26 protein-coding genes and 1 pseudogene are annotated in these 21449 nt (G+C 34.2%); 9 read left to right on the forward strand and 18 right to left on the reverse strand.

Annotated elements, in window-relative coordinates:
- The first annotated feature begins 171 nt into the window (after positions 1-171).
- Complete coding sequence (locus CWS20_RS27170) at positions 172-501, forward strand: thioredoxin family protein (RefSeq protein WP_066199154.1); 330 nt, start codon at positions 172-174, stop codon at positions 499-501.
- A gap of 73 nt (positions 502-574) precedes the next feature.
- Here the strand turns inward: CWS20_RS27170 and CWS20_RS27175 are convergent, their stop codons facing one another.
- A complete protein-coding gene (locus tag CWS20_RS27175; protein WP_066199156.1) occupies positions 575-1609 on the reverse strand; it encodes a 2,3-butanediol dehydrogenase in 1035 nt (344 codons plus the stop codon).
- A gap of 110 nt (positions 1610-1719) precedes the next feature.
- On the opposite strand from CWS20_RS27175, the gene CWS20_RS27180 reads away from it, so the two are divergent.
- Complete coding sequence (locus tag CWS20_RS27180; protein ID WP_066199160.1) at positions 1720-2610, forward strand: LysR family transcriptional regulator; 891 nt, start codon at positions 1720-1722, stop codon at positions 2608-2610.
- A gap of 49 nt (positions 2611-2659) precedes the next feature.
- Here CWS20_RS27180 and CWS20_RS27185 read toward each other — a convergent pair whose 3' ends face one another.
- The 6 genes from CWS20_RS27185 to CWS20_RS27210 form a co-directional block, all read right to left on the reverse strand.
- Positions 2660-2863 carry a DUF3955 domain-containing protein gene (locus CWS20_RS27185; protein WP_066199162.1) on the reverse strand — a complete coding sequence of 68 codons (204 nt, stop codon included), beginning with the start codon at positions 2861-2863 and terminating at the stop codon, positions 2660-2662.
- A gap of 594 nt (positions 2864-3457) precedes the next feature.
- Entirely contained in the window at positions 3458-4201 is a 744-nt protein-coding gene (locus CWS20_RS27190) for an SDR family NAD(P)-dependent oxidoreductase (RefSeq protein ID WP_180321520.1), read from the reverse strand.
- Between the two features lie 41 nt (positions 4202-4242).
- Positions 4243-5013, reverse strand: coding sequence for an SDR family NAD(P)-dependent oxidoreductase (locus CWS20_RS27195; RefSeq protein WP_066199164.1), 771 nt, complete (start codon positions 5011-5013; stop codon positions 4243-4245).
- A 102-nt stretch (positions 5014-5115) separates the two neighbouring features.
- On the reverse strand, positions 5116-5766 hold the full coding sequence (locus CWS20_RS27200) for a GntR family transcriptional regulator (protein ID WP_066199167.1): 651 nt from the start codon (positions 5764-5766) through the stop codon (positions 5116-5118).
- Between the two features lie 101 nt (positions 5767-5867).
- A complete protein-coding gene (locus tag CWS20_RS27205) occupies positions 5868-6650 on the reverse strand; it encodes a DUF4097 family beta strand repeat-containing protein (RefSeq protein ID WP_066199169.1) in 783 nt (260 codons plus the stop codon).
- 68 nt (positions 6651-6718) lie between these two features.
- Positions 6719-7306, reverse strand: a complete 588-nt coding sequence (locus tag CWS20_RS27210; protein ID WP_066199171.1) for a TetR/AcrR family transcriptional regulator — start codon at positions 7304-7306, stop codon at positions 6719-6721.
- A gap of 449 nt (positions 7307-7755) precedes the next feature.
- On the opposite strand from CWS20_RS27210, the gene CWS20_RS27215 reads away from it, so the two are divergent.
- Positions 7756-7980 (forward strand): FAD-dependent oxidoreductase, encoded by a 225-nt coding sequence (locus CWS20_RS27215; RefSeq protein WP_066199174.1) that lies wholly within the window; start codon positions 7756-7758, stop codon positions 7978-7980.
- Positions 7981-8026: 46 nt separating this feature from the next.
- Here CWS20_RS27215 and CWS20_RS27220 read toward each other — a convergent pair whose 3' ends face one another.
- Both CWS20_RS27220 and CWS20_RS27225 read right to left on the reverse strand, forming a co-directional pair.
- Positions 8027-8473 carry a hypothetical protein gene (locus CWS20_RS27220; RefSeq protein WP_066199176.1) on the reverse strand — a complete coding sequence of 149 codons (447 nt, stop codon included), beginning with the start codon at positions 8471-8473 and terminating at the stop codon, positions 8027-8029.
- Positions 8474-8523: 50 nt separating this feature from the next.
- Positions 8524-8997: a hypothetical protein gene (locus CWS20_RS27225; protein ID WP_066199180.1), complete on the reverse strand. Its 474-nt coding sequence runs from the start codon at positions 8995-8997 to the stop codon at positions 8524-8526.
- A gap of 300 nt (positions 8998-9297) precedes the next feature.
- Between CWS20_RS27225 and CWS20_RS27230 the strand changes: the two genes are divergently transcribed.
- Positions 9298-9579, forward strand: coding sequence for an AbrB/MazE/SpoVT family DNA-binding domain-containing protein (locus tag CWS20_RS27230; protein WP_066199182.1), 282 nt, complete (start codon positions 9298-9300; stop codon positions 9577-9579).
- A gap of 238 nt (positions 9580-9817) precedes the next feature.
- Here the strand turns inward: CWS20_RS27230 and CWS20_RS29395 are convergent, their stop codons facing one another.
- The 6 genes and pseudogenes from CWS20_RS29395 to CWS20_RS27265 all read right to left on the reverse strand — a co-directional run bounded on the left by CWS20_RS29395 (position 9818) and on the right by CWS20_RS27265 (position 14214).
- Positions 9818-10111 (reverse strand): DUF3902 family protein, encoded by a 294-nt coding sequence (locus CWS20_RS29395; protein ID WP_066201741.1) that lies wholly within the window; start codon positions 10109-10111, stop codon positions 9818-9820.
- A gap of 321 nt (positions 10112-10432) precedes the next feature.
- Positions 10433-10831: a VOC family protein gene (locus tag CWS20_RS27240; protein WP_066199186.1), complete on the reverse strand. Its 399-nt coding sequence runs from the start codon at positions 10829-10831 to the stop codon at positions 10433-10435.
- A 116-nt stretch (positions 10832-10947) separates the two neighbouring features.
- Positions 10948-11520 carry a histidine phosphatase family protein gene (locus CWS20_RS27245; protein ID WP_066201744.1) on the reverse strand — a complete coding sequence of 191 codons (573 nt, stop codon included), beginning with the start codon at positions 11518-11520 and terminating at the stop codon, positions 10948-10950.
- Positions 11521-11937: 417 nt separating this feature from the next.
- Positions 11938-12462 (reverse strand): annotated as a pseudogene (locus tag CWS20_RS28900) (GrpB family protein).
- A 498-nt stretch (positions 12463-12960) separates the two neighbouring features.
- Positions 12961-13377 (reverse strand): hypothetical protein, encoded by a 417-nt coding sequence (locus tag CWS20_RS27260; RefSeq protein WP_066199188.1) that lies wholly within the window; start codon positions 13375-13377, stop codon positions 12961-12963.
- A gap of 291 nt (positions 13378-13668) precedes the next feature.
- The gene (locus CWS20_RS27265; protein ID WP_066199191.1) at positions 13669-14214 is read right to left on the reverse strand and encodes a TetR-like C-terminal domain-containing protein; all 546 of its coding nucleotides are present in this window, start codon (positions 14212-14214) and stop codon (positions 13669-13671) included.
- A gap of 147 nt (positions 14215-14361) precedes the next feature.
- Here CWS20_RS27265 and CWS20_RS27270 point away from each other — a divergent pair, with 147 nt between their 5' ends.
- Together CWS20_RS27270 and CWS20_RS27280 are read left to right on the forward strand one after the other, a co-directional pair.
- Positions 14362-15120: an SDR family NAD(P)-dependent oxidoreductase gene (locus CWS20_RS27270; protein ID WP_066199194.1), complete on the forward strand. Its 759-nt coding sequence runs from the start codon at positions 14362-14364 to the stop codon at positions 15118-15120.
- Positions 15121-15871: 751 nt separating this feature from the next.
- Complete coding sequence (locus tag CWS20_RS27280; protein WP_066199198.1) at positions 15872-16294, forward strand: VOC family protein; 423 nt, start codon at positions 15872-15874, stop codon at positions 16292-16294.
- 350 nt (positions 16295-16644) lie between these two features.
- Here the strand turns inward: CWS20_RS27280 and CWS20_RS27285 are convergent, their stop codons facing one another.
- The 3 genes from CWS20_RS27285 to CWS20_RS27295 all read right to left on the reverse strand — a co-directional run bounded on the left by CWS20_RS27285 (position 16645) and on the right by CWS20_RS27295 (position 18923).
- Positions 16645-17292: a 2OG-Fe(II) oxygenase gene (locus CWS20_RS27285; protein WP_066199201.1), complete on the reverse strand. Its 648-nt coding sequence runs from the start codon at positions 17290-17292 to the stop codon at positions 16645-16647.
- Positions 17293-17654: 362 nt separating this feature from the next.
- A complete protein-coding gene (locus CWS20_RS27290; RefSeq protein WP_083957422.1) occupies positions 17655-18365 on the reverse strand; it encodes an ankyrin repeat domain-containing protein in 711 nt (236 codons plus the stop codon).
- 96 nt (positions 18366-18461) lie between these two features.
- Positions 18462-18923, reverse strand: a complete 462-nt coding sequence (locus CWS20_RS27295) for a nucleoside deaminase (RefSeq protein WP_066199205.1) — start codon at positions 18921-18923, stop codon at positions 18462-18464.
- Positions 18924-19138: 215 nt separating this feature from the next.
- On the opposite strand from CWS20_RS27295, the gene CWS20_RS27300 reads away from it, so the two are divergent.
- The 3 genes from CWS20_RS27300 to CWS20_RS27305 all read left to right on the forward strand — a co-directional run bounded on the left by CWS20_RS27300 (position 19139) and on the right by CWS20_RS27305 (position 21377).
- Entirely contained in the window at positions 19139-20020 is an 882-nt protein-coding gene (locus CWS20_RS27300; RefSeq protein ID WP_066201747.1) for a LysR family transcriptional regulator, read from the forward strand.
- A 559-nt stretch (positions 20021-20579) separates the two neighbouring features.
- Entirely contained in the window at positions 20580-20720 is a 141-nt protein-coding gene (locus CWS20_RS28305) for a hypothetical protein (protein WP_157090547.1), read from the forward strand.
- Positions 20721-21155: 435 nt separating this feature from the next.
- Positions 21156-21377: a hypothetical protein gene (locus CWS20_RS27305; protein WP_066199208.1), complete on the forward strand. Its 222-nt coding sequence runs from the start codon at positions 21156-21158 to the stop codon at positions 21375-21377.
- The last annotated feature ends 72 nt before the right edge of the window (positions 21378-21449 follow it).

Consider the following 21449-nt stretch of genomic DNA (forward strand, 5'->3'; position numbering starts at 1 on the left):
GCTCTTTCTATACTTTTTGGAAATGAAGCGAAAATCGAAAAGCACTTTATAATCGTCTAAGGGGTTATCATTTCACTTTCTGTTAATATTAAATACAAGGGAGTTAATAATTTAGAATTAAGTTTAATTATTGTATAGTAGCTTTAAACTCATTAAAAAAAGGAGAAAATAATGAGAGAATTTACTGAATTAACTACTATACAAATGGTTGATGATTTTTTAAACAATCATGAATTGAAATTCATCTATATTTCTAGGCAAGACTGCACTGTTTGCCATGCCCTCAAGCCAAAAATTCAACAATTGTTGGAACAATACCCGTTCATTCACTTAGGGCATGTTGACGCAGAAATCGTTGAGGAAGTGGCCGGAAGATTTTTAGTATTTACTGTCCCCTCCTTACTTTTTATAAAGGGCGAAAAGGAACTGATTAGAGAAAACCGCTTTGTGCGTATAGGAAAATTAAAAGAGCAATTAGACAATTTAATACATACTCTGTAAAAATAACAAGACCCATCGCATTATTATGCTAAATGGGTCTTTCCTTGTGCTGCTCGATAGAAAGAAAAATAAATTATGGTCTAACCAATATTTTTGCTTGCTTAACATCGTTTGTTAGTTGATTAAATCCTTCTTCGACTATATCAGTCAGTTCAATATTTTTCGTAATTACTTTTGTAACGTCAAGTCTACCAGTTGAGATCATGTCAATAACTTCAGGAAAAACGTGACGGTAAGCTAATGTTGATGTTACATTAGCTGCCTTAAACATAACCTGACCCATATCGATACTTACTGGCTTTGTGAATACTGCAATCGCCATTACTTGTCCGCCTTGTTTTACAGAAGCAACTGCATTTGTCATCGTAGGCTGGACTCCTGCACACTCATATGCAACACTTACTCCACCGTTTGTTAGGTTGAGTATCGTATCTACAATATCATCTCGATTACCTTCGATAATCGTTGTAGCTCCTAATTCTTTTGCCTTTTTTAATCGTTCTTCAGACAAGTCAACTACGATAATTTGTGTGGCCCCAGCTGCTTTTGCAGATAATAATGTTAAAAGCCCAATTGGTCCTGCTCCGAATATAGCAACTGAGTCTCCTGCTTTTAATTTACTTTCTCTTACTGCATAAAAAGAAACTGCAGTCGGTTCTACTAAAGCTCCCTCTTCAAATGATACATTATCAGGAAGAACGTGAACCATATTTTCATCTACAATCGCATATTCGGCAAAACCACCATTGCGATTTAGTCCAACAAAACCTACTTGGCTGCATTGATTATAAAACCCTCTTTTACAAGCATAACAATCTCCACAATAAATGAGTGGTTCAATGGCAACTCTCTCACCAATTTGATGACGAGTTATCCCTTCACCAACCTCAACAATGGTGCCTGAAAATTCATGACCAAGTGCGAATGGCGGCTTTTCTCCTGTAATCGGATGCGCATTCATAGATAATCCGTGTAAGTAAGCATGTAAATCACTACCACAAATTCCTGCCCATTCTACTTTGACTTTTATTTGATTTGAAGCTACTTTTGGTTCGTTTACTTCTTCTACACGCAAGTCTTTTATCCCATGCCAAACTGCTGCCTTCATATCTTCATCCCCTTTTTCTATTACTATAGTATTAATATATCATTTTGACTATTTTAATAAAAGTTAATATAATTAATGTTGTATTAACTTTTACTTAAGGATGATTTTTCATGAACATAGAACAATTGATGTATATCGTTGAAGTGGCGAAAGTTAAGTCACTTGCAAAAGCCTCAAAAACATTAAATATTTCACAGTCTGCAATCAGTCAAGCTATAACCAAATTAGAATCGGAACTTAATATAAAAATTTTTGATCGTACTAAAACAGGAGCTGTTACTACAAAAGAAGGAGATAAAATCATTGAAAAAGCTCAAAATGCCTTATGTGCCATTTATCAAGTTAAAGAAGAAGCACACAACCAAATAAAATTAAATGATTTCCTTTCAATATCTACAATTCCTGGATTAACGAGTCCGATATTAAATACTTATTTGTCATTTAAAAATAAGCATTCAAACTTAAGAATTGAAGTGAATGAAAAAGGAAGCATTGAAATTATTGAGGATGTAAAAAATGATTTAATTGATATCGGCTTTATTGCTCTCAATAAAGCAAATATTGATTTGGTGAACGGCCTTGATTTCTCGCCAATAATTGAAGGTGAGCTAAAATTATACAGCTTAAAACACTCCGAGCCAATTTCCATAGAATTATTAAAAGATCAAATTTTTGTTTTATATAAAGATGAGTATGTTGAGGAATACATTTCTAACTTTCAAAAAATTTATGGTCCTATAGATGTCTTCTTAAAAACATCAAATATAGAGGTCATCATTAGAGCCGTAGCTGAGCTTGGGGCAGTGACTATAGGGCATGATGTGTCTTCCTTCTTTGATCCTAGTTTTCCTTCTAAAAAAATGAAATCAATACAAACGCCAGACTTTATGGACACAACTTTTAGATTTGGCTGGATTAAGAAAAATGACTTAAAATTATCTAGTGAGGCCAATAAGTATATTGCTGAAGTTAATAAAATATTATTAGCACATGAAAAATAACAAAATAAAGGACCATTCCCTAGTGAGGTATGGTCCTTTATTATTTATATTACCGTTGTTTCCTCCTTCTAACTGTCACCAGCAATATCGAAACAATCCCGATAGTGAATAACAAATAACTGATCGGCACTAAAAAGAAAAATGGTTCCACTAAAAACTCATCTTGTGAGATAGAGCTGTTTGTTGCATGAATTGTAAGGCAAGCTATTCCTAAAACGATAGGGAACACACTTAATAAATATTTTTTTAACATAATTGATACTCCTTTAATAATCTATGCAGGCTTCTTACTAATTAAGATAGCATTAAAATAAATACAAATAATAAAAGCGAAAAATAACTGCACAAACATCGATAATCCGGATTCAAGATGATTAAGTATATATTAAATCATCCAGATTGAAATTTCAATAATTTTTTATCGAAAAACAATAAAAAATTATCGAATTCACCAGCGAAAATTAAGTGTGTGATCACATAAAGGGGATTTAATTCGAAAAAAGTAAAGAAAGTTTAGTGCATGGCTTAAAATAGTGGCTTCGCTCGGATTTTTGGTTTCATTTCACATTTTGATACCACTTTTTGTTATCCTAGGCTTCAGGTAAGTCCGGTCACCGCAAAAAAAAATATTCAAACCCTCTATAGAGTTTAAAGTGTCATGGTTGACCCCTTTCATTATTTACATATAATTACATACTACTCATCAAGCAAGTAAAAATCTTGCAAGGCAATTACTCTTTGAGGTATAAGACTTATCAAATAATCTCTCTATAATTTTGGCTAATTTTAACACAAGAAAAAAAGTACACCACTTATCCAAGTGATGTACTTCGTATTCTCTATCTTATTAGATTGCTGTATAACCGCCATCTACAGTAACCGTAGTTCCTGTAATAAATTCATTTTCAGCTAAGAAAATAATAGCATGTGCGATCTCTTCTGGACGGCCGAGTCTGCCGATTGGATGCTTATCGACTAATCCATCATAGAAATCGCCTAGTGCTTCTTTGTTAACGGCTCCTGATTCAATAAATCCTGGTGCCACTGCATTTACTCTGATGTTTTTGTCAGCGTATTCAACAGCAAGCGATTTAGTCATAGTGACTACGGCACCTTTTGCTGCATTATAAGGTAAAGCGCCGGCTTGAGCGACATAACCTAAAATAGAAGCAGTGTTGATGATTGAACCTCCGCCTGTTTTAAGCATTTCAGTTATTGCGTATTTTGAGCCTAAAAATACTCCGCCCTGATTTACATTAACAATTTTAAGATAGTCTTCATAAGAACGTTCATGAGTAGGGCTCATTGAGCCAAATCCAGCATTGTTTACTAAAATATCTATTTGTCCAAATGCATTGACTGTTTCAGCGACCATATTTTTAATAGATTGTTCATCGGAAACATCAACTTTAACAAATTTAACTTCTTTTCCTTCGTTTTTAAACTGCTGTTCTATCGTTTTGCCAGCTTGTTCATTGAAATCGGCTAGTACCACTTTCGAACCTTTGTCGATGAATGCATTCACTGTCGCTAAGCCGATACCTGAAGCTCCGCCTGTTACGACAACCGTTTTCCCATCTAAATTAATCATCAGTTTTCCCCCTAAGCTGTATTATGCTTCCTATTTATTTATTAGACCGAAGTAGCTCCTTGACCGCCATCAATTCTGTAATAAGAGCCGGAAATAAATGATGCTTTATCAGAAGATAAAAAGACCATTAGATCAGCAATCTCTTCTGCAGTCGCATATCTTTTCATTGGTACGCTGCTTTCAAATGCCGTTCTTGCTTCTACTTCTTTTGCAGGCATCGCATTTGTTTCAATTGATCTCATCATTTGAGTATCAACTCCAGATGGAGCGACTGCATTTACACGCACACCAAAATCTGCTACCTCTAATGCAGCAGTCTTATTAAGTCCTAGAACGGCATGTTTTGACGCGACATACAGCCCCATACCCGGTGCACCTAGTAATCCGCCATTTGAAGCAGTATTAACAACGGCCCCGCTTCTTTGCTCTTTCATAATTGGCAATACATATTTTAAACCGAAGAATGCACCTAATACATTTACACCGAATACTGCATTAAAGTTCTTTTCCGTTTGTTCGTCTAAATTAGCAAAATCGCCATTTATACCAGCATTATTAATAAAGACATCAATTTGTCCAAATGCATTTTTCGTATCTTCGACATAATTTTTGACACCCTGTTCTTTTGAAACATCTGCAGACAATAATAAAATATCCTCTGCATTTATTGAACGTGCAGCTTGTTCTAACGCATCTTTCGATAAATCAACAAGTGCTAGTTTAGCCCCCTCTTTTGCAAATGCTTTTGCTGCCGCAATTCCAATTCCGCCCGCAGCACCCGTAATTAAAACTACTTTACCTGAAAAACTCATCGTTATTTCCTCCCTTTGTTTCATATAATGCAAATATATTATAGCATATAATTGTAGATTGTCGACAATATAGATTGAGTAGAAAGGACCGCTCCTTTCTACTCAATCCAATGTATTATATAATAAATCTGGTACAATTTTCTTTGCTTGCTCCAATTTATTTTCTTTAATGCATTTTACTAACGCTTGCATTCTTGGATGAAAAAAACGCATCGTATCTATTGTCCATTTAACCTCAGCAAAAACAGTCAGAATATAAAGTGCTTCATAATAGAATTTTGACAATGCCTTATTTTCAGCGACCTCGAATAAAAAACTTGTTAGGTCTGTAGATTTTTGCTGATAAATGAGCAGTTCATCCGCTTCAAATACTTCTCTCATTTTTTCTAATTTAACATCTAAGCTTTCCTGATTGTCCAACGTCCATTTCCCTTTAGACAGATCCAGTGCCATTTGAATAAGACCGACCATTACCTCTGTATATTCTCTAATTTCTACATTTGTAAATGACTTGACGATTGTTCCCTTTCGCGGAATCCTCTCTACAATATTATCTACTTGCAGTAAATAGAGTGCCTCTCTTACCGGCGCTCGACTTGTATTAAGTTCTGAAGAAACATGTTCCTCTACAATCTTATCCCCCGGCAATAAATCTCCCTTCATAATTTTCTCAAATATATGCTTTGCAATTTGTTCCGGCAATGATTCACCAAAACGATTTTCATCGTTATAACCAAGTCTACCTTTATTCAACCTTTTCACTCCACAAAATTTATCCATTTTAATTATTTATTTTAACAGAAAGATGATACGTTTCCTATTAACTATGCGATTATTTTATAAAACATCTAACCTCACTTAATATTTATGCTGCCGACAGAAACTGATATATTCAGTTCATTTTCTGCCGCTGAATTGTTCGTCATTTTTTCACCTGGCCCATTTTTCATTATTTTCTCTTGTAAAAATCTGTTGCTCACTGCATTTATTTTACCGTTTTTTGTATAAATGTTGAGTCCTAATTTACTCATGTCGATTGAAGCCGGTAAGGTTAGGGCAACTTTGCCATTTGACAATTTAATATTGTTCTTGCCTTTTATATTCGTTAAAATCAAGCTGTTTAAATTTCCAGCTTGATTGCTAATATCAACTGCCGCATCAATACTTCCTAAATTAATTGATCCGACTTTTCCTTTAATCTCCAATTTCTCTCCTTGATAAGAATCTACATATATATTTCCAGCATTAGAATGGAGAGATAAAGATTTGCCTTTGCGTATATTTTTAACATTTATATTGCCATTTTTTGTTGTCAGCACTATCTGATTAACTAAATTAGGAGGGATACTCACAATCAGGTCCCCTCTCCTATTTGAACCAGGTACTAAATACATCCATTTGTTTGGAACAGATTTCACCTCGATGACTGCTTGATTATCGTTGTAAGCAATATGAATCTTCGGATTCCAAAAAGAATATTTTGCGCTCGTGTATTTCAAATTGAGCGAATCGTCACCTTCTACAAAAAGTATATTAGTAATATCAGCGTCAACCATTAGTTTATCTACATTTTCCAGATCGTTCTCATATACTTTATTACCATTATTAACTATATTAACAGAAATACCAATAACCAAAATAATTACCCCTATCATTAAAAGTTTTCTCTTCAAAACCTCTCCCCATTTCTAGACCGCTTTTATCGCTATTCAAAAAGTTGATCAATCAGGTTGTCTAGCATAAAGTTGAAAACTTCGATATGGTTGTGCCTCATTACATCCTGCACATTAAGAATTGACAGCAATGCGCTAATAACTGAAAAGGCCTGTGCATCCGATACTAATAATTTTAATCCAGCACTTTCAATATTTTTGCGGAAAAATTCCTCATTATCAAACTTAAGCTTCAACACATTTTCCTGCGGGAGCTTATTCAAAAACGCTAAAAAGTCTGGACTTGTTGCGTTATATAGAAAAATGTTTCTTGCATACTCTTGATATAGGAGCTTTATTGCTTTTGCAAAACCATCCTTAGTTGGCTCCTTTGCAATCGTCTCTTCCATAAATGCCATTAAGTTATTTTGTAAGGTCTCAAGTGTTTCCAAGAAAAGCGCCTCTTTTGATGAAAAGCACATGTAAAATGTACCAATTGATATACCTACTTTTTCACATAATTCTCCCACGTTTGTTTTCTTGTACCCATGTACTGCCCAACTTTTTTCACACTCTTTGCGTAATTTTTCTTTAATTACCGACTTTTCAAGTTCGGAAAATCCCTTTGGACCTTTTGGCATGATAATAAACTCCTTGTATAATTATATTACGAATAAAAATATAAATTTATTCGTAATATAATTATATGCAATTGAAAGAAAATCGTCAAATAATTCCAATTAAAAAATTTTGACGGAGACCATGCAGTGGTTTCGATTCCTTTCAACCAGCCTTGCAATTCATCGATATTGAGCCTTATGAATCTATTTCTTTTCGTAAAATGCAAGTTATTCGTAAACTGCAAAATATTCCTTCTGTGAAAATTGGGATAGAATTCAAACAAGAATTTCAAACTAGGAAACGCAATAACTGATTATCCGACACGTTTTAGTTACATCCTTAGCCACAATATCGGAAGTAATGGTTCAGGCGTTATTTTGGCATGCTATTGCTGGGGACACGGTTCTTTGTTATAGAGCAGCTTGAATAATGGTGAGATGTTACACGCTTAAAACTTTAGCGAAAATATATGGCAAGTAAAAACCCTTATTCTGCAGGCTGTTTTACATTGTTTACACCAGGCCAGCAGTCCGATTTTGGCCGTTATATTCATCAGGCTGAAGGAAGACTTTACTTTGCAGGCGAGCACACATCCTCCTTTCCAGGCTGGATCGAAGGTGCCGTAGAATCGGGAATAAGAGCAGCTTATGACGTGAATCAGCGGGCATCTTCCGAAAGTTCATCATCGATATGATTAGGGTGGAGCCGGAAATTGTCTAATTGAAAATTTCATTTAAAAGTTAATCTATTCTCACCATTTCAATAATAGACTTATCCATTTTTTTCTCCCCAACAAATACGGCTACCTCTGCATAAAACTCACCATCCAGAGTGACTTCATACCGCCAAAAACCACTATATGGTACTTCAAAAGTTGTCGTGTAACGCTCTAAACTTGAGTACCCTGGTGGTGGTTCTATTATTATTTCTGATGCAACCGGCTTAATTTGCTCACCCGTTTCATGATGATATGCGTTAATTGCTAACCTTTTTCCTTTATATTTTGTAAAAGCTTCCGTGAAATGAAAAAGATAGCCATAAGGTTTGCCTGCTGCAAGATTAGGATCAGGGAAAACTGTTAATAGAACGTTGCCAACCTTTCGTTTTTCTTCATCAGTTGTTTCCGGTGAACATGCAGCAATTAAGCATACTGATAATATAAGCAGAGTTATGACAAACTTCCTCATTATATTCCTCCGTCTTTATTCCTTATAAAGGGAATTGTTTAACAAACAGCTTAATCCCATTCATTATAAATAATTTCTCCTATCCTGCCGGGTTGCCAATAATTAATATTTTCCAGTTCAATCTCACTCAAATTGTGGTCAGCATTGATAACGATCTTCCCGCCTCTTTTGTGATTGATAATGACTGGCCGATTTAAAAATTCAAGTGCAAGGACAGTATAATATGGCCTGAATAACTGTAGAACTGGGCAATCGATAAAATGTATCCCTTGCATACTATATGACGTTGCACATGCCAAAAGTGGACAGAATTTATTTAAAAAAATATAAAAATCGCTGCCTTCCCATTCCACTAATGCGCAATGAAAATTCCTTGGATAGCTTGCTTTTTGTATTTGTTTTACTCTGCCCCCATCGCTGATAATAACCGCATAAATAATGCTCTTAAATTGCTTGTAATCAATTTCAGCTGGCATCTTTTCATTATGTAAGACTGTCCCAGTAATGCCCTTATATAAATACATTTTTTCACATCCTTTGAAGTTAATCATACTAATTGTTTAAGAAATATTCTTTATGCAAATAAATAATTCCTGCCAGACTAATGGTACATCATCTTACTATTATTAGGCTTCAAATTTTCCCCTTAAGCTTCGTCAGTGTAATGAAATAAGGGCATTCAGCTCATAATAACAAACCAAAAAATCTATATAGCGCCTCTTTGCTAATGGTGATTAAACAAGTAAGCAGTTCATTTAGAATAGTCAATTCTAAACTTTTTAATTTTCGTATGGTTTAATTAAGTATCAAAGGAGGATTCATTCATGAAAAGTACAGGTATTGTTAGAAAAGTAGACGAATTAGGACGGATAGTCATTCCTAGAGAAATTAGAAGGGTTAACGATATTAAAGAACGTGATCCATTAGAAATCTTTGTTGAACAAGATAAAATTATTTTGAAAAAATTTGATCACAGAGAAGCTTGTATGATAACTGGCGAAATTCGGGATGATAATCTCGTATTAGCTGATGGAAAATTAATCTTAAGCCCAGAAGCGGTTGACTTGCTGCTTAAAGAGCTAGAAAAAAATAATGTTACAAAATGAGTAGTTGCGAGAATGCTATAGACCATTCATAATAAATGGGATTTAATAGAGTCTTGGGCACGTCATGGTTAGTTTTTCAGTAGAAGAAAACAGCGAAAAAGCATCCACTTTTTGATTAGGTGGATGTTTTTTGTTCATTTTATGATCTAACACCACGACTAAATAGATGAAATAAAATAAGGGGATTATTTCATCCTTAATAAGGTGTTCACAGCAATCGATTTTACTTCTATACACCTCACATACCTGACTGCCAAGCAATGATGATAAATGATGTCCAAATAACTGTTGCACAAATTAAGAATGAACTCAATATTATTAATGCAATATCTAATTTTTTCTTATTTGCTCTCTTGGCTTTTATGTAATTCAAGAAAAGGGACAATAAAGAAAAGAAGTAAGCTAGAAAAGCTCCTAACCAATACCATTCCATTAATAATGATACGCTTAATCCCCAATATGCCATTGTTTGAAAATATAAACTAAACGTGAAACCAATAACAGCAAAAACAAATGAGAAAATACTAATCATCTTCTTGTTTTTAATAAAACTACTGCTATTACAATTGCCCAAATTAGAAATAAAAGTGCAATGTGATTAATGCTCCTTTTTGTGAGATATGTGTGCCTGTTAAACCGTAATAGTTTGATAGTTGTGTCGACTCATCATTTTGTAAAAAGACGCCATAGATAAAGCCTCTTTTAGTTTACTTATTCTACTAACACCACCTATTTGAGACATAAGAAAAAGCGATTCTTCAATTTGAGAAATCGCTTTTTCTGTACATTACCAGCACATTATCTATTCTAATTAACATAAAAATTGGTTGACGTAATAGGCTGTTTTAACTTTTTAAAAAGGAAGATTTAGTTGCCACGATACGCCAAAGCGATCATTTACCCAACCAAACCTCTGACTGAAACCATAATCACCGATTGGCATAAGCGCTTGTCCATCCTCGATAAGTTTCTGATAAAGATTGTTAAGTTCTTCTTCAGTGTCACAAGTAATAAAAATTGAGAATGAAGGCGTAAAAGTAAACTGATGCTTTACATTACTATCAATGCACATAAATTCTTGCCCTTTTAAAGTAAAAGTCGCCTGCATAACAGTTCCTTCATCCCCGGATTCATTTGCTCCATAACGGACAATACTTGTAATTTCTGAACCGTCAATAATTGATATGTAATGATTCATCGCTTCTTCTGCTATACCATCTTGAAACATTAAGAAAGGTGTTACTTTTCCCATTAAAATCATCTCCTTTAGTCACTTAATTTAATATTGACCTACAATCAAAAATAATTTCATAGAAGTCATCGTTCTACTTAAACTTTTTTTAAAAAGCTCTAAGTGAAAAAGTTACTCTATGAAAATTTCCATAATCCTTTTACATCCACCAATTCATGTCCACTGAATTCCATTCTGTATATGTCAGGTTTGGATGTAGTAAGTAAAAAGTCCAAATCATATTTATTGTCATAGTACCCCATCATCAAAGTCATAACAGCTCCGTGTGTGCCTATTACTACCTTCCGGCCTCGATAGGTGTTTAAGCATTCTTTTAACACATTTATCGCACGTTCTTGGCAGTCAGCATTAGACTCCCCTCCCGTTAGCGCAAAGTTTGGATCAGCGAACGACTTTGTTAGTAAGGGATATAATTCATTATCAGATATACGTTTGTCATCTGAAGTAAACATTCTCTCTTTAAGATCTTCAAATACTAAAATTTTTTGATTTATTTGTCTTGCTAGTGGCTGTACACTCAGAATTGAACGGTCATACGGACTTGAAATAACTGTGTCAATCCCCTCTCCTTGCAATATTTCGGTTATACACTCTACATCTAGTTTTCCTTTTTCTGTTAACCCTCTCGTTCTTTCATTTCCATCTTTAAGTGCGTCAGCGTGTCTCACCATATATATGAAAGTTTTCATCATGTAAAAGATAAACATCCCTTCTCATACCCAGATAGTTGCGAAAATCTATTATTTTTCAGACTTGCCCTTTATAATGAAAACAGCAATGAAAAAACATATAAACCCTATGCTTTTCATCATTAAATGAACTGTTTCCCCCATCTGATCAATAGTTAAAGAAAACAAAAAAGCCCCTACTATAATAAATGTTATCGCAAAAAAACATCTCATCTTTTAAGTTCACTCCTACGTTCATGTGTAGCTAAAATCATCAATATCGATTATTCGTTTTCATAACGATAAAAAACGATATTCATTGCAATTAGTTACTATTTCAATAACTTTCCAAATAACACCTTCATTTTTTTCTAATCTTCCACCATTTCGATAAAAAAAACGATCCTTCAATAAGAATCGCAGTTGAATTATCAATGTTTATGTAGTATAGATTTCCCTGCTTGCTTTTTCGATAATATACTTTATAAACGGTTCTTTTTTCTTTGTGTAGGTTTGTCTATCAAACTGATATTTTGAAGCAAGTTTTTGTTTTAATAGGCTATATACTTCAGCTGCTTCACGGTGTGATCTTAGATAATCACGAAATAATAATTTCTCTTTTCACTCATTGCTTTGATATTCACAGACATGCAAATGACAAGTGCCTTGTCCCCAAAATCCTTTTCTGAAAAACCTTCTACTAACAAGTTCAGGTTTAGGGACATATTCATATTCAATTTTTCTTAATGGACTCACTAAAGTAGGTGCATCATTTAAATCTTCCACACCTATTATGATATCGATGATAGGTTTTGATACTAACCCACCTATGGAAGTGCTGCCAATATGTTCAATGCCAACAACTTTTGCTGCTAATACATCGGTGATTCTCTTTTTCTCATATTGAAATTGTATCTCCCATTTCGAATCATATTCACTTAGTTTAACCATTGGTTTGGTCATATTGCTCCCACCTCCTTAAACTAATTCTAGCCTTCTTACACTATACAGCCATTCGTATGATAGTGTCATTCACATAAACCATGTCGGGGCAAATAAAGTTCACATGTAGGTGTATCAACTTTAAGTTGTAACCAATTTTTCAATACCCTATTTTTACATATCAAGAATATGAAATTGCTGTAATTTGCAATTTGTTGTATGATTAAATTGATAATTCTGTTAATAATATTTTCAATTAAATATTAGAAAGGGGCAGTTATGAAAAACATACTTTTGCACTTTTTTATTATTGCTGTTGTCATACATGGGTTTCTTGATCTATTCGATGGAGTACACTGGATGAACCGACTCATCAATTTATGCTTTTTGTTTTTAATTGCTGTAATTTTCAATGTAAGTTTTACACACGGACAAATGAGGAGGTCAAATAACTAAAGTATAAATAATTGAACCTGCGCTACAGTCAAACCAAAAAACATGGATATACTGATAACTTTTCTACCTATTGAAGTTTACTAATAGCAATAATTGGACTAAATCACCTTCAGATGTCAGGAAATGCGCTCTGTTTTCATCATCAAAAATCATAATATATGGCTCCTCTTCACTTGTAAAAATTATGATTACTTCGTTTACAAGGTCGTTGAACCATTGATTTTCCACCATTATACTAGGTTCTAGAGGAACTTTTATCATATACCCTTCTTTCGGAATAGGGTTAAATTTCACATAAACCCCGGTAATTCCTTCAAGAAATTTCTTTGCTTCTTGCTGCAATACAATATCTGCATTCACTTGCATAATTACTTTGTCATTTTTAATATCAAAAACTTCCACATATTGATTCGTTTCAGCAGCAACGGTCTTTGAAAGTAAAGTGATGATAAACATGCCTAATAATATCTTCTTAATCACTCAAACCACCTCAAGGATATTATCCCCTAAAAATCAAGTTATTTACGTGATAATTAAAAATCACCATAAACTAAGCTCAATATAAGTCCTATAAAGAGCGGCTAATAAACGCTATTTTTAAACTACATTTTTGTTTTCATTTCTTACAGGAATGCTTCCACATTTATTGAATCCTAAAACTGCATTAAATAATAGACTCTTTCTTTCATACTTATTGCAATTGTGTTTCTTATTTAGTTGATCCGCTGCTTTTATCACTAACATAGAAAGGACCTTTAGCAGCAATTTTTGTTAATTCCTCGCAAGTCTTTGTGAAGTAATTGGAAAGCTGTGCTTTACCCACCATATGATGGCCCCAATTGTTCCGCTCAAAATATGAACTTCGCGAACTTCCCGTTCATAGTCATCAAAATGAGGGGCTGGTTGAATCACTCCAAATCCTTGATTCGTATACTTTTTCATCCATTCATTGAGCTGGATTGTAAACTGCGGTAAACGATGTTCCACCAATAAACAGGAATACATGATTTTTTCCTGTTTAATATGTTCTAATAAATTTACTAGCCCGGGATAAGTTTCATCTAAGGAGCGATGCAATGGGGTGGGTACGGCATGATTGGAAATCTCAGTCCATTTAGTAAATATAGTTTCACAATATTGCAAAATAAAATCTTGTAAATCAGAAAAATGCAAATAAAAGGTCGTCCGATTAATTAGCGAAGCTTCAGTGAGTTTTTTTATTGTGATTTGTTCAAGTGGCATTGCTTGAATTAAGCTTGTAAATCCACCTTGAAGCATTTCAAAAGTTTGTTGTACTCTCGGGTCTTTCTTATTCATTCAATCTCCATCCTCAACATAAACGATATATATGTCTATCATCTCAAAAATAAGAGCTTCTTATTACCTACTTTTTTTCTTGTATATTATCATCTAATTAGACAAGGTGTCTAATAGAACCTTGTGAATAATCAAATAAAAGGGGATATGTCGATGAAGAAAAAAACTGCAATTATAACTGGAGCCGGCGGAGGAATTGGACGTGCAGCGGCACTTCAATTAGCAAAGGATGATTTCAATTTAGTCATTGTAGACTTCAACGAACAAATTGCTCTAGAAACATTAGAACTAGTTAAAGAAAATGGAGCAGAAGCGATTTTTGTCAAAGCAAATGTGACGAATGCATCTGATGTAGAAAATTATGTCCAAAAAGCAGTAGACACTTTCGGATCGATCGATGTATTTTTCAACAATGCCGGTGTCGTACAAAAATTCTCAATGTTCACTGATATTGAAGAAGCAGAGTACGACCGTGTGATGAATATTAATACGAAGGGTGTTTTCCTTGGTATGAAGTATGTGCTCAAAGTCATGGAAGAGCAAGGCCACGGCCATATTATCAATACTGCTTCCACTGCTGGCATTCGCTCAGAGCACAGCGCTGCTGTTTATTCTGCCAGCAAGCACGCAGTAGTTGGGCTGACAAAAGGAGCAGCTCTAGAATATGTTTCTAAAGGCATCCGTGTTAATGCCATTTGCCCAGGTGGTGTACGCACTCCACTAACTGATAGTGTTACAAAGGAAATGCAAACAACAGGCTATGTACCTGCAGAAGTTGGTGTGATGAGAATGGGCAGATTCTCCGAGCCAGACGAAATCGCCAATGTGTTATCCTTTCTTGCATCAGATGCCTCTAGCTATATGACTGGCACTACAGTCGTAGTAGATGGTGGACTGACTTTATAATTTAACTTCTAACAATTTGTTTTGTCAAAATAGGTAGGGCATTCTATAATAGAATGCTCTATATTATTTTTTCATTTGCCGAAATTCGAACGATAAGAGCCGCGATAAAAGGGCGAAATAGTCCCTACATGCCACTCTTCCAGTTTGTTTACAGTCAATCCATATGGTGAAAGTCTTTCTCATCTATTTGTATGAGGACCAATAACATAACATTTAGATTGATTGGGACGTCTCCCTCACTTGGAAATCTTTATTGATTAATAGTCAATAATAGAATAATAATTTTATTGGATTAAACTCCTTAATTGCTATGGTAAGTACTTTTATCAATTCGTCATTATTTATTTCAACATATTCTACTTCTAACCCTCAATATACTGGCTTTTTCGTCTAATAGAATTAGGATAGATTGTTTCAGTGGGAATGATGAAAGTAATAGTTCTTCCAAGTTTCCTCACTCCAAAGATGCGCCAATTACCTTCCTATTTTTCCTTTTCTTATCAATAAAAAGGTTTTTAGCTATAGTACATAGAAATGAAAATGTAAATTCTCTTTCAGGCTCTCTATTTCTAATTTTATATACTTTTAAAATCGTTCTTGAAAAAGCTCTTCTGCAATCCATTTTGACGCAGTTAACTTTAAGCTTATTAATTGTTATTTGTGAATCAGCAAATACCATTTTTTGAAAATTGTAACCTTTATCCCTTTTTATCCGTTATAAACAGAAAATCCATCATAAGGAGTGAAAGATATGTTTAAGGTTGGCAGTATTTTTATCCCTGTGACAAATATCGAGAAGTCTACTGAGTGGTACCAAAAAAATTTAGGTGTGAAGATAATTGATCACTGGGAGGATGGTGCAGGATTTTATTTTCCTGGCAGTACAACTCAACTGGGATTAGTTCAAGTAGAAAATCCTCAGCCTTCAGAGTTTGTGATTAAAGGGAGAAAGAAAAATGTCTATTATAACTTTATTGTGCAAAATATTGAAGAAGCACACCAATATCTAAACAATCATGGTGTTGTAACTACTGCTATAGAGGACTTTGACGGAATGAAAGGCTTTGACTTTTCTGACTTGGATGGCAATGCTTTTAGTGTTGTAGATGAAGATATTAACTCCCCGTTTCATTCTAATAATATAATGGAACTGCAAGAGAATAAATATCAATAGAATAGCATATGAAGAAGGGTTACCTACACTAGGTCACCCTTTTTCTTTTAAACTGATCTGTCACATAAGAAAAGCAATTTTCTGCAATGAAGTAACGCCTGTCCACCTTTAAATGAATGGCTAATGATAGAAAACATAGCGCGACATTTACAAGAAAGTCAATAATTAAATATTCTATATTACACAGATAATTCAGATATATACTCCTACTTCTATACGATACCTCTCTTCATTCAATTGCGTCGTTTGATGCATAATAACTACCCTATTGACAGCTTGTATTCTCAGAAATGCTTCCCTTAATAAAAGAAATAATATTTAAAATTATTAACAGAGATATTCATTGGTTTTCATCTTAATCTTTGCCTTCTCATCCATTGTGTGGCAACCCATTTTTCTCCTGCTATTACTGGTGCTCCACCGTGTAGAGTCTGCTCTTTCAATTCTTTGTCGTTATAGAAGTATTCGAAATAAACAGCCATCCCTTTTTTCGGGGACACTGAAAAATTTAGTTTTGGAAAAAAAGTTTCCCCACCATGCTCCACATCATTTAAGTAGATTACGATTGTGCTAATTCTATTATTAATACTTGCTCTATTTGTTGATGAAAAAAAATCAAAGTGAGCTTTATACTCTTGCCCCGGGGTATATTTGAGTATTTGGATACCATCGCCATGTTCAACTGGAATATTCATTATAGATGATATTCTTTTTTCAATTTTGATAATAGTGTCATTTTCATTTTCTTGGAAAAACATCCCATCACTTGTTCTTATTTGATTAACTTCACGTATAACTCCAATTTTTGAACGTTCCATTTTATCTTTTGACATCTTTATTAGCTCATTGCATTCTTCGTCGCTTAATACGTTATCTAAAATAACTATTAGCGGTTCCTCAAACCTGGCTAGTATATTAACATCTCTATCCTCTGTCTTAATTTGATTCCCCTTGTGATTGAAAATGGTTTGTTCTTTAACTTTTGTGTCCGGTGCCATAAGTCATCCGCTCCTATTTAATCTTCACTCATGTAAATGCAGCTAATCAAATGAATTAGCCTCAAAGGGCTTAATTCTCAAAAGGATTTATTTCAGTGATAAGCAGCTATTATATATATTCAAATTGATAAAATCTTATTTTTCACCTGCTCCCAAAACACGACTTTGCAATTTAAAATTGATTGCAATAATAAATCAGCTCCTTTTAGGAACTAATTATCATTTAGAATAAATATTCCACTGCAAAGGTAGGAATACCTTCTTAATGAACCCCGCAGTCAAAAATTTTTTATTCAATTTAACCGTTCTTTTAGTCCAATAAAAAAAGCTGTTATATCAAAATATAACAGCTACAACATAGGCTATTTTGCTCCTGCATTTAATAATATTTTTTCAATCTCCTTAAAGCCTTTCGCTCGTGCGTGTTGTAAAGGAGTTACATTATCGTTGTCTGGTATATTCACATCAGCACCATAATCTATCAATAATTGGACCGTTTGCTGTTGCGTTTCGTTACCATCATTTAAAATAATCGCTTCTAATAGCGCCGTCCATCCAAGATTATTGACATGATTTACATCAATATCCGTTTGCGTGAGAAGTTCTTTGATTACGTCCACGTATCCATGCTCTGCGGCAGGAATTAAAGCAGTCCCACCATAACGGTTTGTCATTGCCGGATCGGCGCCTGCTTCAATCGTAAGTTTTAGGATATCTATATACCCTTCTGCACCAGCATATAGGAAGGGATTGTTTTTCATTTCATCCTGCAAGTTCACATCTGCACCTGCCTTGATGAGTACGTTTGCCGTTTCTACATGATTATTATAGGTAGCAATTAACGTAGCGGTCCGTCCCTTTTCGTCTTGTGCATTGATATTTGCACCTTCCTTAATGAGATTATTGATTTTGTCTGACTCACCGCGCTCTGCTGCTAGTAGTAGCTGTTCATTTAATCCTTCGTTCATCATTTCTCTCTCCTTTTCCTGATTATTCGGTTCTCCACTAAAGTTAGAGACACAACCCTGGAGCAGGAGAATACATCCTATAAATGCTATCATCCACTTCCACATAATGTATTCGCCTCTATTCTAAAATTTTGTAAAAAATGAGCGTATTATAGGATTTTTCTGTTTTTCATTTCGTAACAAAGTCGTAGAAAATTTAATCTATTCATTCATTTCTTTCCAAAGTGCAAAAGGATTTTTATCAGGACCACTTTTATCCAGCTTTAATAATTTTATGTCTCTCTGTTCCTTTGGAAGGGCTATTTGCTCATAAACATATTTTGTTCCTAACCCAATCCCTTCTTCCTCTTGTGCAGTATAGGCATAATACACTTGTCTAAGATTTGCCCAATAAATAGCACTTAGACACATCGGGCATGGCTCCCCGCTTGCGTATAATACGCAATCTGAGAGGTCGGATGAGCCAAGAGTACGACAAGCTTCACGGATTGCAAGAAGTTCAGCATGCGCAGTAGGGTCATGTGTTGCAAGAACATCGTTTACTCCCTTTGCCACAACTTTCCCATCTTTAACGATTAGTGCGCCAAATGGCTTTCCTTTTTTGTTCTTCGTATTACCGTACGCTAATTCGATTGCTTGTTGCATGAATTCTTTGTGACTCATTTAAAACCACTCCTTGAAAAGTGAAATAATCATTTACACCCATGATGATAGAAATGAACGGTTTTGCATCACTGCAATTTGTAGCTAGTGTTTAAAAGCGTTACAGCAAATTTCTATTCATCTAAATTTATGATATCCTAGAATGTAGTATATGAAAAATATAAAAAAAATTAATTTTACTTAAGTTTTTAATATAAGAAGGTGTTTTATTAATGCTGGATATAAGAAAATTGCGATACTTTATTGCTATTGTTGAAGAAAGAAAAATTTCTGCTGCCGCTGAAAAACTTCATATTTCTCAGCCTCCGCTAAGCCAGCACCTGAAAGCAATGGAAGATGAGCTTGGTACGCAATTGATTGAAAGAAATGGTAAACTTTTAGAAGTAACGGAAGCAGGAAAAGCTTTATATAAGTATGCACTGCAAATGACTCAGTTACTGGAGGAGGCGAAAATCGAAGTACGTGAAGTCGGAAACGGGGTAAGTGGACAACTGACGCTTGGCATCAATACGTTCTCAGCATTCGGATTGCGTGAATTGCTTCATGAATTTCAAAATAAGTATCCTAAAGTTACCTATAAAATTCATCAAAATGAGTCATCACATCTTTGTCAATTAGTGAGAGACCGCATAGTCGAACTGGCGATCATACGATTACCGCTGGAATTACAAGATTTTTCAGTGATTCATCTTCATTCAGAACCTTTCTATTATATGACTTCAAATATAAAACAAACTTTTAATCGTGAGATTACCCTCGCTGATATTCAAAACGACCCTCTGATTTTACCGAGTACGGAGGGACTAGGGGTGCATTATATGATTTTGGAAGCTTTTTCGAAGGCGCAACTTCGTCCCCGCATCGTTGCCGAGTGCTCTGATATCTCCCTTTTATTAGATTTAGTTACCTCTGGCTTTGGAGCTGCTATCGTACCGGAAACTGTAATTAAACAATGCAAAAACGACAATATCCATTGTTTCAAAATAAATGATACTGAGCTAGCTGCATCAGCAGGCTTAATATGGATGAAGAATCATTATCTTTCAAAAACCGCTCAAAATTTTATTGATTTATTAACAGAATACAAAAACAGTTAGATTTTATACTGAGCCATCCTAATTTGCTAAGCCTTATCTTCGACATCATATATTAGATAGGATGGTAGCTGCTGGGTGGCTCTTTATTAAATTACTTTGCTTAACTAGAAACGAAGAAATAGTAAATTCGGGGCAGGTTGATCTCTATTTAGATCAAATCCGTCCATATCATTATCCTATATGTATTTGGTTAAATATTCTCTACAATTAACCACCTATAAGCTTCCATAAACCCCCATCTACAATCACCCTTTTTTGTATTTTAATCTGTTGATTGCTACCCGATATTTCTAGAAAACTCAATAAATCGTGTTTCCTACATCTCCTTCTGTTATTAACCCATAATCTTTACCTGGAATACAAAACTCAGTTCTATCCCCCATGTCGAAATTTGATGAATATTTTCATTTGAGAATGTAAGCGTTTTCATTTATAATGAAATCAGGCGGATAGCAAGTGTGGCTATCATGGTATTTGGCGAAGGCGGGGCCAATACTGTTGTTTATTAAATGGTGTAAGGTCTTAAATAGGACATAATTCTTAAATGGGATGTGGACATATGGTTTCTAAAATTAGTTTAGCAGATTTTATTAAAGATAATGTTTTTGAATTGGATGCATATTTATCACAACTTTTGAAGGTAGAAAAATCTAACCATAAGATTACACCTTCAAAGTGGAAATTAAAAGTACTCAAATAAGAGGCTTTTTTCATCTTAAAGGACTTTCCTTTCTAACCATCAGATGAATCATTTAATTAATTATGGACTTCTTATAAGACCTCCTACCATTTTCTTTTTGATGATTCCGCGTGATTTAGGAATTTCTGTTTTCAAACTCTCTATTTTTAAAAAATTATTTTGATTATACCGCCTCCGAACGAGATGAGGGTGATTCATTAACTTTTCACCCATTGGTTCATACACTTTTGAACTACGAAAGAATTCCCCTTTATCTAAATGATAATTGTGCAAGCTACTTCTTTTCTCTACCTTTGACCTTATTTTATTTAACTACTATCATGTTATCATTATTATTTTATTCCTCAATCTATTAAATTATTTCCTTTTTTAACAGAATTTGTTTATGTTAAACTAAATATACAGCCGAATTTATTGTTGTTAAGGAGGGATTATTTGAACGAGAAAACGAAATTTTCATTTGTTATTTTATTTGTCTTGTTACCCATTATTTTCATCATAAGCTCCATCTCTTGGCGATTCTTTATAGTAGGCAAAAACTTTTTTGCTGTCATAATCGATGTATTTGGCATACTTGGGATATATTATATATTTGTTAGTCTGCTGTTTTCATTTGTATCTATTAAAAAAATGAATCTGAGAGATATTGAATCATAGAAAATGTGAAGGAAATACATAATTGTTTTCTTTAAAAAAGGGACTGCCCATATAAAAAAGCTGTAAAGGAAA

Origin of the sequence: Cytobacillus horneckiae, from assembly GCF_002835735.1 — a bacterium.
In the GTDB taxonomy this organism is placed as follows: domain Bacteria; phylum Bacillota; class Bacilli; order Bacillales; family Cytobacillaceae; genus Cytobacillus; species Cytobacillus horneckiae.